The sequence below is a fragment of the Microcoleus sp. bin48.metabat.b7b8b9.023 genome, from assembly GCF_013299185.1.
In the GTDB taxonomy this organism is placed as follows: domain Bacteria; phylum Cyanobacteriota; class Cyanobacteriia; order Cyanobacteriales; family Microcoleaceae; genus Microcoleus.
On the sequence record NZ_JAAFKG010000023.1, the window covers coordinates 39,494 to 52,627 of the forward strand.

General features: G+C 48.2%; 10 protein-coding genes and 2 pseudogenes. 2 read left to right on the top strand and 10 right to left on the bottom strand.

Annotation, left to right across the window (positions count from 1 at the left end; all coding sequences use genetic code 11):
- Positions 1 to 208 precede the first annotated feature (208 nt).
- The 7 genes and pseudogenes from QZW82_RS15010 to QZW82_RS15040 form a co-directional block, all read right to left on the bottom strand.
- Positions 209 to 559, bottom strand: a complete 351-nt coding sequence (locus QZW82_RS15010; RefSeq protein WP_293149414.1) for a DUF5837 family cyanobactin class RiPP — start codon at positions 557 to 559, stop codon at positions 209 to 211.
- A gap of 134 nt (positions 560 to 693) precedes the next feature.
- Entirely contained in the window at positions 694 to 3,024 is a 2,331-nt protein-coding gene (locus QZW82_RS15015; protein ID WP_293149416.1) for a TOMM precursor leader peptide-binding protein, read from the bottom strand.
- Positions 3,025 to 3,076: 52 nt separating this feature from the next.
- Positions 3,077 to 3,838 carry a cyanobactin biosynthesis PatC/TenC/TruC family protein gene (locus QZW82_RS15020; protein ID WP_293149418.1) on the bottom strand — a complete coding sequence of 254 codons (762 nt, stop codon included), beginning with the start codon at positions 3,836 to 3,838 and terminating at the stop codon, positions 3,077 to 3,079.
- A gap of 23 nt (positions 3,839 to 3,861) precedes the next feature.
- Positions 3,862 to 4,113: a cyanobactin biosynthesis system PatB/AcyB/McaB family protein gene (locus QZW82_RS15025; protein WP_293149420.1), complete on the bottom strand. Its 252-nt coding sequence runs from the start codon at positions 4,111 to 4,113 to the stop codon at positions 3,862 to 3,864.
- Between the two features lie 96 nt (positions 4,114 to 4,209).
- Positions 4,210 to 6,198, bottom strand: a complete 1,989-nt coding sequence (locus QZW82_RS15030; protein WP_293149422.1) for a PatA/PatG family cyanobactin maturation protease — start codon at positions 6,196 to 6,198, stop codon at positions 4,210 to 4,212.
- Positions 6,199 to 6,918: 720 nt separating this feature from the next.
- Positions 6,919 to 7,447: pseudogene (locus QZW82_RS15035) on the bottom strand (S8 family serine peptidase); the annotation flags it as partial.
- Positions 7,448 to 7,794: 347 nt separating this feature from the next.
- Positions 7,795 to 8,544: pseudogene (locus QZW82_RS15040) on the bottom strand (IS1 family transposase).
- 250 nt (positions 8,545 to 8,794) lie between these two features.
- Between QZW82_RS15040 and QZW82_RS15045 the strand changes: the two are divergent.
- On the top strand, positions 8,795 to 9,256 hold the full coding sequence (locus tag QZW82_RS15045; protein WP_293149424.1) for an SRPBCC family protein: 462 nt from the start codon (positions 8,795 to 8,797) through the stop codon (positions 9,254 to 9,256).
- Between the two features lie 6 nt (positions 9,257 to 9,262).
- On the opposite strand, the gene QZW82_RS15050 is transcribed toward QZW82_RS15045, so the two are convergent.
- From QZW82_RS15050 to QZW82_RS15060, 3 genes are all read right to left on the bottom strand, one after another.
- A complete protein-coding gene (locus tag QZW82_RS15050) occupies positions 9,263 to 9,991 on the bottom strand; it encodes a gamma-glutamyl-gamma-aminobutyrate hydrolase family protein (protein WP_293149426.1) in 729 nt (242 codons plus the stop codon).
- A gap of 196 nt (positions 9,992 to 10,187) precedes the next feature.
- Positions 10,188 to 10,847 carry a DUF2834 domain-containing protein gene (locus QZW82_RS15055; RefSeq protein ID WP_293149428.1) on the bottom strand — a complete coding sequence of 220 codons (660 nt, stop codon included), beginning with the start codon at positions 10,845 to 10,847 and terminating at the stop codon, positions 10,188 to 10,190.
- 142 nt (positions 10,848 to 10,989) lie between these two features.
- Entirely contained in the window at positions 10,990 to 11,280 is a 291-nt protein-coding gene (locus tag QZW82_RS15060) for a hypothetical protein (protein ID WP_293149430.1), read from the bottom strand.
- Positions 11,281 to 11,487: 207 nt separating this feature from the next.
- On the opposite strand from QZW82_RS15060, the gene QZW82_RS15065 reads away from it, so the two are divergent.
- On the top strand, positions 11,488 to 13,065 hold the full coding sequence (locus QZW82_RS15065) for a nucleoside transporter C-terminal domain-containing protein (protein WP_293149432.1): 1,578 nt from the start codon (positions 11,488 to 11,490) through the stop codon (positions 13,063 to 13,065).
- Positions 13,066 to 13,134: the final 69 nt, after the last annotated feature.

Sequence of the window (13,134 nt, forward strand, 5' to 3'; positions counted from 1 at the left end):
TGGCGGGCAAAGAGCTAGATCGCGCTAATGTGATTTTCCAAAAAAGACGAGGTGAATGAGGGAACCTCAATAGAACTTAGAAAAAGCTTGATTGTTGATCGCTCATCCTTCACCCCGCCTCTGCTCCTAGCCTAAATGCTTAAACAGTTAACTGCTAGGCAAAGATCGCTAGACTCAAGCTACGAGCGCTACAGATGCCTCTCTGCCTCTATGCTTCCGCATCATCGTAGGAAGGAACGCAAGGAACCGAGAAAGACGCATCCACACCATCGTAGGAAGGAACGCAAGGAAACGTGAAAGACGCATCCACACCATCGTAGGAAGGAACGCAAGGAAACGTGAAAGACGCATCCACACCATCGTAGGAAGGAATGAAAGGAACCGTGACAGAGGCATCCACACCATCGTAGGAAGGAACGCAAGGAAACGAGATAGAGGCATCCACACCAGTACCACCGAGAGCTTCCTCGGAGAGTTCAGCCAAACGGCTGGGGAGTTTGCCACTGATACCACGGAGCACGGGTTTGCCTTGGTGGGGCAGAATGTTCTTCTTGTTCATGAGAATAATCCTCATTATGTTATTTGGCGTATTGACCCGTTGGGGTGGGTCAGTCCCCTTCTTCGTGAGAAGAAGCTTAGTCGGGCGACATCCGGTACGTAGCGACTACCTATCGCCCGCAAACTTTAAAAAACTTAAAATGGCATCGGTGTGGGGTTCATTTGCGCCTCCGCAAGGGGTTCGTCTAGCCACCCCAGCTTCACCGGCACATCATAGAGCCGCCCCGACCCAAACCGCGACCAAAAATGGCGCATTCCTGGCACTGTCACCTTAACCACATTCAGCCCAATGTCCGGTCGAGTTTGATCCACCACCAAGGTCTCCAGACCGGCTTTTTGGGCAATGTCTACGCAGGTGAGGACATCGGTGTAAATGTCATCACTCCAACGCTTGGGGTAATCCCGGGCTGTCTTGAGGGGTTGCGTGGCATCAGGAACCAGATAGGGATGATCCGCCAGCTTCGCAGTGAGTAACCAATCCGTTGCGTCGTTTTTCAGGTTCTCGTCTGGCACTCTGTCCAGTTCCAAGCCAATTTGGTTAACTTCTGTGAGGGTGCGGATGATGGCAATAGTGGGGTCGAGGTGCGCCCCAAAGCCGAGAATCAGTCGTTCCGAGCTTCCCGTTTTCCGATTCGACACCCCGACAAAAGCTGGAATCCCCAAGTCGGCCGTTAAATCCAGCACCCACAAATCGCGGTTATTTTCCTGGTAAAACTGCTGCAACTGGACAAAATACGGCTCATCAAAGCTCGTCAAGTCCACCGCCGGACGCCTCAAGCGGTTGTACCACCACAGCGCCACACCGTCGCGCTCCACCAGTTCCATAAACCCTTGCAGAATGGCTTCTTCCAGGGTGTTCCCGGCAGCATTACCGTTGGAATCTCCCCGGCAGAAGCGATGAGCTTGGGGCAAGGGATAGTGGTAGTAGCACATCGCCGTAGGCAAATACTTATGGGTCTGCTCTGTTAGCGACCACACTGGAGTCCAATCAATGGCTTGACTCGCATCAAACTGCTGGGGAATCCAATCGTGAGCCGCCGTTGCTTGCGCGTTCAAGCTCTCCCGGTTGGCATACTGCGCCTCGCTAAAGCACAAACTTTGCTGTGGATGAATCGCCAAGTCTTTTAGTGCTACCAGGGTTGTTCGTTTGCGAGGTTCGTCCCCTTGAAAGATGCCAGAATAGCGCTCCACTGCTTCACATAAGCCACTCGCCCGCGATTGGCTATCGGTCTTGCCCTTGCCCGAACTCTTGTGTTTCAGGGTATTGCGTAGACCCCGTAAGGAGGTGGCACTGCCGAAGCTATGCCCCGCCCGGTAGGTATGTACCAACGGATTAGCCGGATCTGTAATCCGCACTAGCTCAGTCACCACCCCCGTCAGTGGACCGATCAAGTGCTGATATTTTTGCACCGTCTGTTCTGGTGTTACCGCGCGATGACCGCCATCACGGGTAAAGTGCTTGCGGCGCGATTCCAGCTTCAGCGGTTCAAACCCCCGGCGTTTTAGGATACCTGTGTCGCCACAGGTCGGACATTGCGGCCGCTTGATAAAGACATGACTTTTCACGTCCAATATCATGTGGTTGAAGGTGATAATCTTGCCATCCAATGTCGGGAAGCGAGCCGTTCCCGGTGCAGTGACATTGGCGTGGTACTTAACAATCCACTTGGCAATCTCAGTGGCTGCAAACTGTAACCCCGTTTGCAGGGTCGAAGGCAGCGTCGCCCGTGCTGTGGGCAAACAGCCTAATAGACTCCCGTTTTGACCGTTGCGCTGCTGTTGGGCTTGTTTTTGCCGCAAGACCGACGACTCAACTTCGCGGTTGCCCCCCAGCCGATGAGCCAGACAGGCCCAACACCCTGTCTTTCCAGGAACAAACACCGGCCCCAACCACAGGACACTGCCCACCGGCTTGACAAGTAGCCAATTTTGTTGGCTCTCCAAAGCCTGCTTGTTGATGGCAGATAGTTCTGGCTGCAAATAGTCATCAGTCAAAACGATGTTGAGCGCTGCTGGAGAATCCGCATCCGTGGGGGCTTGCACCGAAATGCCCATGTCCTGCAGGGCTGTGGCGAGGGCAGCAACAGTAGCTTCACTGATGTTCTCGCCCACCTTTGTCAAATTCACTGGCTGCTGTAGCGCTTGTAGCGCCACGGAGGGTGCAATCCCTAACTCGCTCCAAAATGCCGCCACTTCCGAGGATAGTTCCGGGGCTACCTCGGTGAGATAGCCCTTCTCTGCGAGGCGATCGAGTACGTATTCGATGTGTTCCGGGGGGACTTCTCCATCAAATTTTTCCACAATCTGCGCTAGGGTGTGTTGCCCGTCCAAAAGAGGCACGATTTGGCAGTAGAGTTGCCCGGTGAGGGCGTAGTTGCTCTGTTCGCCAAGGAGGTAGACTTGCTTTGGCTCGATCGCCTCGACATGAAAGTGGGGCTGAATTTGGAGCAGTGTGGTGGATTGCATAGAGCGAACAGTCAGTCATTAAGTGGACGGTGATAACAAGACAGGCTAGGGATTAAGTCCAGATGCGGCCCCGGCGGAAGGGTTTAGGGTGTTTTTCTGACTTCTTGGCTTGCTTCTTGGCGTAGTCGCACCAGTAGGCATAATCTTGCAGCCCAGTGTGGGAAGTCGGCACGTAAGACTTTTTCTGTTCTGGCGTGGAGGAGACTTCAGAGGGTGTTACTTCTGTTTTCTCCTTAGCCGTTTCCTTTTTCTCATTAGCCATAGTTTCTTTAGTTTCCTTAGTTTCTTTAGATGTTTGGGGTGTTTGGAGGGTTTGCGGTGGCTGGGAAGCCACCATCCCCTCTAGCTTGAGGTAGTCGATCCGGTGTGCCCCATCTCCCAAACCAACAGCGGTGGTCAGGGTCAGGGTATGTTTCCCGGCGCTGAGGGCTGGCAAGGGAATCTGGGTTTTGGTTGGCTTGCCTGACCCGATCCCGACGAGTTCGGTCACTGGCTCACCATCAACCAAAAGGGTGTCAACTTGAGAGCCAAAAAAGTTGTAAAAAAGTGTAAGTTCGCCTGTGCTGTAGTTTTTGCCAAGGGTGAATTGGATATTCAGTTTGTCGGTGGAAAAAAGGTGCTTTCCCTTCCTCTGCGGTTTGGTTTTGCGAGCTGGAACCACTAGCAGCGATGGCATCTGGGGCTGGTTAATGGGGTCTTTATCTGACCCAACAACATAGGTAAATTCAGCGTGCCACCCACCTACCTGCGAAAACTCCTGACTTCCTTTACCAGGTTGACCGATTTGCCATAGGATTTCAGTTTGCTGAGGCATGGTGATTAGCGGCTAGTGGGTCGTTAATAGTATCGTCCCATGCCCCCAAAGCCACCCCAGCCCTGGCTGGCTGAACTCTGGCTGGCACTAGAGTGCATCACTTGGTTGAAACTGCGGTTGGCATAGGCCGAAGGATCGTTATAGTTGGCGCCATGCATCAGATCCATCCGAATATGCACCAAATCATCGGGATTACCATTTTCCACATCTACGCACAGTGCAGGCTGGATGAAATGGGGACGTTTGACGGGGGGAGACAATAGAGGAAGTCGCATGGTTTAAGATTCTCCGTATGGATAGGGTGAATAAATCTAGATGTCGTGGCGAGAGTGCATTTTGTTGTTGCACTCTCACCCAAATTGTATTGCCCTTTAGTACGGTGAAGACCAAGAACGAACTTCGCCCAAAGTAACAGGAATCAAATCGCTTACATCAATGGTGAAGCGGAAAATCTTCTTGGCACGACGGCTGTTTTCAGGGTCGAAGAATTTCAATTTCACATCCCAGCAGTCGCTATCCATGCGACAGAAGGGACTTTTTTCAACAGTAATACTGTCGAGTTCCATGCCGACGGCAACCGCTTCGCTGAAGGTTTGGGCGGCTTGGAAGGCGTTGGTAACGGAGAAATTGAGGGCGCGGTCTTGGGAGGTTGTTCCCAAGTTGCGGAGGTCGTAGTAGATGCGGTTGAGGAAGCCATCTAAGGTTTTGCGGATGCTTTCTTCGTCAGCAGTGCCGTCTTCAGCTTGTACCGCGTTCATCGCGGCAGCGACTAAGTTGTTAACTTTCCATCCGTAGATACCGCGAGTGCTTTGGGGTTCAATTACCGGAATAACTTGACCGGAGAATAGTTTGACTTTACGCCCGGTCAAGATGCCCGGTATGCTGACGCGCTCGACGTATTCGGCATCGCTTTCGGGTTGGATTTGACCCGCGAGGAGTTCGTGGAGAGCGCGGTAGGATTCGGCGGCGAAGGGACCCATAGGATCGATCGCATAGACCGGGGTCAGTTCAATATTAATCGTCCAAATAAGCGAGCGCGACTCAGAAATATTGGCGTCCAGGTAGTCCACCATCTGACGGGCATCGTAGGGATTCGCCGGAACCATTGTTGTCCCAAAGTTAAAAGGGGGCATCAGTTGTTTGAACGAATCCCGACGAGCTTCGCTTCCAAAGTCGTAGCCGAGGGTTCCTAGGGCATAGACAAGCTGACCCATGTCAGCGACTTCGCTGGGAGCTTGGCTGGCGGTGACGGAATTAGCAGTTAAGTTTGGCATCATTGGTTGTTGGGTTGTAGCAGTGGGAAACGATTGAATCAAATCTTGCAAGTTTGGGGTGTTGCTGGGGACAGCCCCAGCGGTCGCAGTGGCTGCTGTTGCAACCGAGGTTTGAGGCGATTGCCCTTGCGCGGTGGCGATCGCTTCACCCGTATTGCTTAGGCTGCCATCACAACCGCAGCCGGCAGCTTCTATTTCTGATGCATTCACTGATGTAAATTCCTCAGCCATGTTTCCTCCTTTTAGTAACGTTATTGCTCCAGGGATGTTCAGTCTGCCCGCCAGACACCGACGGGTTTCTTCTGGCAAGTCAGGGTCACAGGGTAAAGCACTCTGCAACAGTATTTGACGAACTTTGTGTGGATCGGGGGTTTCTCCCCGCTCCCGCTGAAGACTCAGCAGCACGGCTGCTACACCTGAGACAATCGGACTAGCGAAGCTCGTACCGCTGAGACGGTCGGTACCACCACCGGGTTTGGCCCCCAAAATATCCTCACCTGGGGCAAGGATGCCTTGGTCTTTGTAGGCTTCGCCCCAATTGCTAAATCCCAGGGGTTTGCCATGGGCATCCATCGCCCCGACCGCTAGCACAGAGGGCAAGGCAGCGGGTACGTGCAAGCAATCGCAACTATTGTTGCCAGCCGCAGCCACGAGCAAGACGTTGTTCTCTCGGCACAGACGAACGGCATTTTTCAGCCACCCATCGGCTTCGCCAAAGTCGGTCAGTTGACCCCCACTGAGGTTAATAACGTGTGCTCCTGCATTGACCGCTTGCTCGATTCCCCGAGCTAAATCTAGCTGGGAAGTTTTGAGGCGATCGTCGGCAAAGATCGGCACTATTATTCCCTTGCATCGGGGAGCTATTCCCTCCACCGAACTACCCGGTTGCCCAAAAATAATGCTGGCAACGTGAGTTCCGTGAATGGACATATTGCCATTAGTTTGAGCTTCCCCTTTAACTAAGGTGGGCAAATAAGTTAAATCTGCACCTTGGAAACAAGGATGATTCCGATCGACAGGACCATCCAAAACGGCAATACAAATACTATTATTTCCCTGGGATATGGTGCTTAATCTATCTAGCATTTAACAAGACTCGGAACAGTTAGGGGAACGAGCGTGCAAGTTTGACAAGGCAAGGAGCATAAAATTTTTGAATCAATTACAAGTCAGGGACAAAAATTAAATAAGTTTAATTATTCATAATGGCTCAAAGTTCTAGGAAAAAAGCCATTCTGCTATTTAAAAACAGCCCGGACTATTGTCTTAAAAGAATCAGGTAGTTGTGCAAGGCATCGGATAATTGGGGAAGAAAATGGTTAACCCATCATTATCAAAACCCTGATATTTGAGGATTACCAAGAGTAAAACTTAATAGACATCTCCCTAAATAACAGATAAGTCTAAAATAGATAAGCCTAAGCAGGATAAGGATTTTAGATTTATTTGTACCCGGTATCACTGATTTTACGACCAAATATATGGACTCTGAGAATCTTAGTCACAAGTTTATTTGATCCGACTATCAAGTTTTTGAGATGTATATTACCGTTTGACTGGTGTTTCTATACCTCTACAACAGTACAGTAACATTTGAAATCTGTCAAGTAAAATTTATAAAAATCATATTTCAGAGGGCGGGGCTGTTTCATCATCGAATTTTAGCTATTCTAAAAGTGTGAATGAAAATATTAAATTATATAGCTCGGGCGCGAAAAAGTCAACTATTAATTTTATTAATAGTCAAATAAATTATTTTAGCGCAAAAAATTAGAGAGAGAGCGTAAAATACATCTAAGTTCCTCCTGGGGCGAGAATACCCTGATTGCTGTAGGTTTCTCCCCAGTTGCTGAAGTTTAGAGGCCGACCGAGATCGTCCGTTGCTCCCACTGCCAAGACGGCAGGTAGCGAAGCGGGGACGTGCAAGCAATTGCAGCCGTCGTTCCCTGCCGCAGCAACAATTAACACATTGTTGTCGCTGCACAGTTGCACGGCACTTTCCAGCCAGCCTTCGGCTTCGCCTATTTCCGTCAGTTGACCGCCGCTGATGTTAATAATGTGAGCGCCAGCATTGACACCTAGGGGCAATTCCCGGTATCTCCGAGCCGTGCTGCCCGAAGATTGTGCTGGCAACGTGAGTACCGTGCAAAGACATCGCACCGGTAACGCAGACTTCTTCCTGGACTAATGTCGGCAGCCGTTTCAGGTCAGATCCGGCAAAACAAGGGTGAGTCCGGTCTACTAAGCCGTCAAGTACCGCTACACAAATTTGAGAATCACCAGAGGTTTTTTCCCAAAGGCTTTGAATTCCTGGGATTTGGGTTAAATCGGCCATTTAATCTAAAAATAGTTAGGTCTGGCTGGTTTTCGGCCTCAACAGATAGATTACTTGAATTTGCGCTGAAAAAAACTTTCGATCTTTAAAATTTTATTAATTTTTATTTCCTGTTACACATATCTTTCTTAAAAAATTTAGGTATTAATTTATACTTGTTGGCTCGGTAAGTAGCAGACTGCGATCGTCGCAAACGGAAAGTTCGCGTCCCGCGAAAGCTCTTTGACGGACAAATCAACGGTAAACCCGACCGTCGCTTCTTTATCGGGTGCTTGAAGTCAGTGAGTCAGGCTGCTTTCCGTGGATTGAACGGGGAGGGGTTCTGCTGCGGGTGTGGCGTTGCTGAATCAGGGTATGAGAGAATAAAAAATATGAGATTGGGGTCGAAAATGATTTCTCTTATTTTGATTGGGAATTGGAACATCTCCAAATTTCAGATAATGAATTAGTAATTTAATTGAATATCCTAGCATTTGTGATGACTTAGAATAACAAAGAGTTTTTCTTTTTAGCCGTGCCAAGTAATGTCTGAGCCTTGTATTTTCACCTTCAACCGCAAGTCAAATAGGTTTTGCTGATAATTTGATCCCCTTCCGGAATAAACATTGGGTAAACTTTCCAGCCATCTGTCACATAAAAATAGCAGTTCCATTTACTAACAATTTCCCATAACGGCTCAAAAGTTTTGGCGCTATGGTCGCCCAAAGCCCATCCTAAAATACCTGGCTTAAAATGGTCTACCGCCGTCCACAGCCAGGTTTTATTTTTTTTGAACCGACAAATGTTTGTAATTTATCTAATTCTCCAACCGAAGGATTCGTTTCTGGATCGTAACAATTTGGCAAGAGTTCTCCAGCTTGTTTTACCCAATTAATAATTGTAGTATGATGTACATTTTTGACTCTTTCAATGGCTCGAAAACCCATGCCGTTAACATACATTTTTAGACATTCGTGTTTCACTTCTTCCGAATATCCTCTTTGTAGTTGATAATCGTTTATAAATTGTCTTTTACATCTGACGCAAATATAATTCTGCTTGCCTTTTTTGTGACCATTTTTATTGATATGAGTTGACTGACATTCCGGGCATTGCATAATATTCCTCTTAAATGTGTGTGATTTGTGATGCTCCGACGACTATTTTATCATACCAAGGTTCAGCAACGCCAAATGGGTTCTATATAGCCTTTCTCAAAAAGATGAGGTATGACGACAGCTTACATAACCTCCCAGACAAAGAGGGCTCTCTTCCCAACAACGTACCTCATATGAGAGCTAGATCCGCTATAATAGTTAGTAGTGAGTTATTCGTGATAATTTAGTTACCTTCTTCTTTCTTCTTATAATGCCAAATTTTAGATATTCGTCCCTGATAAACGCTACCGTTGAAACAGTCTGGAACTTTTACGAAAGGCCGGATATTCTACAAATGCTGACTCCGCCTTGGCAACCGGTGAAAATCATCCGCCGCGAAGGAGGACTCGATGTGGGTGCTGTGTCAGAATTTCGGCTATTATTGGGGCCGATTCCAGTAAAATGGGTGGCGACTCACACTGAATGCGAACAATATCGCTTGTTTGTTGACGAACAAACTGAGGGGCCGATGGCAGGTTGGACTCACCGACACGAGTTTACTACAGAAAATAACTGTACCCGATTGACGGATGCGATCGCATTTTCGATACCGGGCGGCCCGATTGTCGATTTGCTGTTGGGTTGGTGGGTAGAAATGCGGTTAACTGATATGTTTCGCTACCGCCACGAAGTCACTAAGCGAGAGTGCGAAAAAAATGCAAACAATGGCTGAAAATTTTCATGCAGATATAGTATAGTTCACGAACTTGGAAGCTGCTGCTTCGACGAAAGCCCGAAAAATTCCGCAGTTTGGGAGACTTTTTGGCGACATTTCTGGATGCCACTGAACTGCTAGCATCCAAGGGTGATATTTGTATTCGATCGCTTCTATTAATCCGTCGGGTGCTCGTGCTACAATTTGCCAGCCGGGAATCATTGTTTGTACGGCTTGATGGTGCCAGGAAACAACGTTTGTTGAGGTGGTTCCCATGATTTTTGCTAATCGGCTGTCGGGGTCTATTTTAATGATATGCTCGATCGCACAAATCGGGTTTTCTTGTCGGTGATTCACCTCATCTCCGTAAGCATCCGGTACGTGCACCACTAAATTGCCCCCGCTGGCTACATTCAGGACTTGCATTCCGCGACAAATCCCCAACACGGGTATGTCAGCCCTTAAAGCTAGCTTAGCTAAGCTTAACTCAAAGTTGTCGCGTTCTGCGTTAACCGAGTAAACCGTGCGATCGACAAAACCGCCATAAAGTTCTGGATTGATATCTCCACCGCCTGAAAAAATCAAACCATCTACGGCATCAAAAATACTAGCCGGATCTAATTGATTGGGAGGCAGTAAAATCGGAATACCACCTGCTGCCTGCACTGCATCAATATATGCTCCGTTGAGGCAATATTCGCCTGCTTGACTGCGACAGTAAGTTGTGATGCCAACGATGGGATGTTTTTTCATTTCCTAGAAAGTGGAGATAATGGTTGAGATTTCTTGTCGGATATCCTAGTATTATCAATAAGTTTTTCTGGGACGGTGCTGGGAGCAAACTCCAACCAGAAAATTCAGCGATTGTGAAACAGGCATCTTGCCTGTTTCTTGTATGATTAATTGTGATTGACTCTTAGATTAAACTGAGCATTTCCTGCACTGCTGTCTAATTTGTAACAATTTTAGGATTATTTTCAGGCAGCGGTGGGCGGGTACACAGATAAGCCAATGGCCCGAACAGTGGCACTAATGTTACTGCCCAAAATGCTATTGAATTTTGCATTCCTCGGCGCGCCATATCGTCGGTTAATAAAGCAGGAAATAGCAGGCTAAGCAGACAAAAATCTAAACTCATCACGTGGATAAAACGGCTGGTTTGCCACTGCCCAACAAAATCTGACCAATCGCCTTTTGTCAAGCCAAAAGCAACCAACGCAGCAGCACCTAAGGTTAGGACAATCCCAGTAAAACGGGAGTCTAATATTTTTAAGAAGATATTTTTAGTGCCAGAAAATTCTGGATTCGGTTCGCGCAGGGCTAAATAAGGGAGCAAGGCAAATGCACCGACGCCAAATGATAAAGTTGCAAAAATCCATGCTCGTATTTTCTGCCCTCTGCCATCGGTAAATAAGACACAACTGTAAATCAGCGGCCAGACTCCCATGATATTAAACAAAGCTACAATTAAAGGGTTGATGCCTGCTATTTTGCCTGTGGAAAGGTTGGTAATTAGTGTGATGGTGTCGGGGTTGTCGGGTGGGGCAAATACAAAGGCGTAGGTGCTGAATGCAATCCAAAGCAAAGCAAATCCAATTTTTCTAGACATATAGCCTTTCTCAAAAATATGAGGTATACCTTACAGCTTGTATAACCTCTGAAACTAAGGGGGCTGAAGCCCAACAACGTCCGCGAATCTTTCTGGGAACCGCTGTATATCCCTTCTCAGAACCTAAAATCGACTCAAGCTTCTAAAAATCATCATCGGAGCCCTCATCGGAGCCCTCATCGGAGCTCTCATCGCTGCGTACAAGTTCCGAAGGAGGCCTGTCATTACTCCAAGCCCACCACACGGTGCCGCACTGGCAGCGGTAAAATTCTTGCCACTTGCGGCGGTTGGACTCGGTGTATACTGGCGATCGACGATTAATCCAGACCTCATGGGCATCCGTGCAGCTAGCAGCGCACTTGGGACAGCAAAACTCAGTAGCGTGAACCGCCGCCGCAGTCCATTCGGGAGGATGGGTCGCAAAAGCTTCCATGTGTTGCGTGTTTCTATCTAAACTGCTGTTAATACGGCAAATCAAGGATTCCTCAACATCCGCAGATTTCGCAATGGCATAAGTACGCTGTTGAGTGCGTAATTTATCTGCGAGTTATTTTTTTGGCATTTGCCGTCCGATGAATAGTATAACTGATGTGGTGTCAGCCGTCGATCGGCATTCTCAGCTATTTCAAGGACTAGGCTCATGTCTATCTACAACTTTATCTCATTTCTGGGCATCTTTGGCTTATGTGCGATCGCCTGGATTTTCTCAGAAAACCGCCAAGTTCGCTATATACCTTGGCGCGTCATCATCTGGGGCATTGGCTTACAATTAGTCTTAGGATTTTTAGTATTCCTGTTCCCTCCAACTCGCATCGCCCTAGAGTGGTTTACCAGCTTGCTGGATGGAGTATTCACCGCTGCTGATGCCGGTGCCAGATTTGTATTCGGTAGAAACATTGTACCAATACCCGGTCAAGACCCGCCAGTTAATTTAGGATATATTTTCGCCTTTCGGGCTTTACCAACAGTCGTATTTTTTTCCGGCCTCATGGCCTTGCTTTACAACATCGGCGTCATTCAAATTATCACCGAAGTTTTTGCCAAAATATTTTACATGACAATGCGGTTGAGCGGCGCGGAAGCACTCAGCGGCGCGGCTAATATTTTCGTAGGAATCGAAGCAGCAATTGTCGTCAAGCCTTATTTGCCACAAATGACTCGCTCGGAACTTTGTGCAATCCTCTCCTGCTGTTTTGGAACTGCCGCTTCATCAACATTAGCAATTTACGTCAGTTTTCTCAAACCTGTTTTTCCAAATATTTTAGGACACTTAGTTTCAGCCTCAATTATCGCCATTCCCGCTTGCTTTGTCCTCTCCAAAATCTTAGTACCCGAAACAGGCGTACCAGTGACAATGGGCGGCATTCCGAAGGAACAACCGAAACCTCAAGGCCACGAGTTCATCGGCGACGAAATTGGCGAAAATGACGGTGAGATCCGCAAACAAGAGACAGTTGGCGGAGAACCCATCGAACGAGTCAGCCCTTTGGATGCAGCAATTATTGGCGCTTTGGACGGTGTAAAAATGGCAGTCGCCATCGCCGCTGTTTTGATTTTAATCTTGGGTTTAGTTTCCTTAATCAATCAATTCTTTGGCTGGCTGGCCGTTGCACCTGCTCCAATTGGTACAATCTTTAGTTTTATCACCCTGCAAAACATTCAAGGAGTATTATTTTATCCGCTAACCTTGTTAACCGGAGTTCCCTTTGAAGATTCTTGGACAGCCTCAGTCATCATCGGACGGCGGCTGTTGGAAACGGCGATTCCACCTTACCAAACTTTAGCAGAAGCGGCGGGCAAAGGACTGATTAGCGATCGCACAGTATTAATTGTCAGTTACGCCCTTTCCGGTTTCGCCCACTTAGCCTCCGTCGGCATATTTGTCGGCGGTACAATCGCCCTAATTCCTTCTCGGCGCAAAGACATTTCCGAACTCGGTTGGAAAGCCTTATTTGTCGGCACTTTAGCTACAATGATGATTGCCTGCATCGCCGGATTGTTTGACACCGGAGACTCCAGCATTTTAGGCACTAAGACACCGCCGACTGCCCCGATTAGCGCTCCTGCTTCGCCGAAGTCGGAAGCATCCCCCGCCGCAAGTCCGAAGCCGTCAGTTGCCCCAACAATTGCCAGCCCGAAGCCTTCGCCGAAGGGTGAAAAAGTGGTTCCGAAAGCTAATGAGAAATCTCCCTCTCCTGAGTCCAAGAAAAGCCCTTAAATCAGCTATGAATTAAGGACATGGCAATGTCTATTAGAATCAAATCAAGGTCAAAAGTAGTCAGAGACT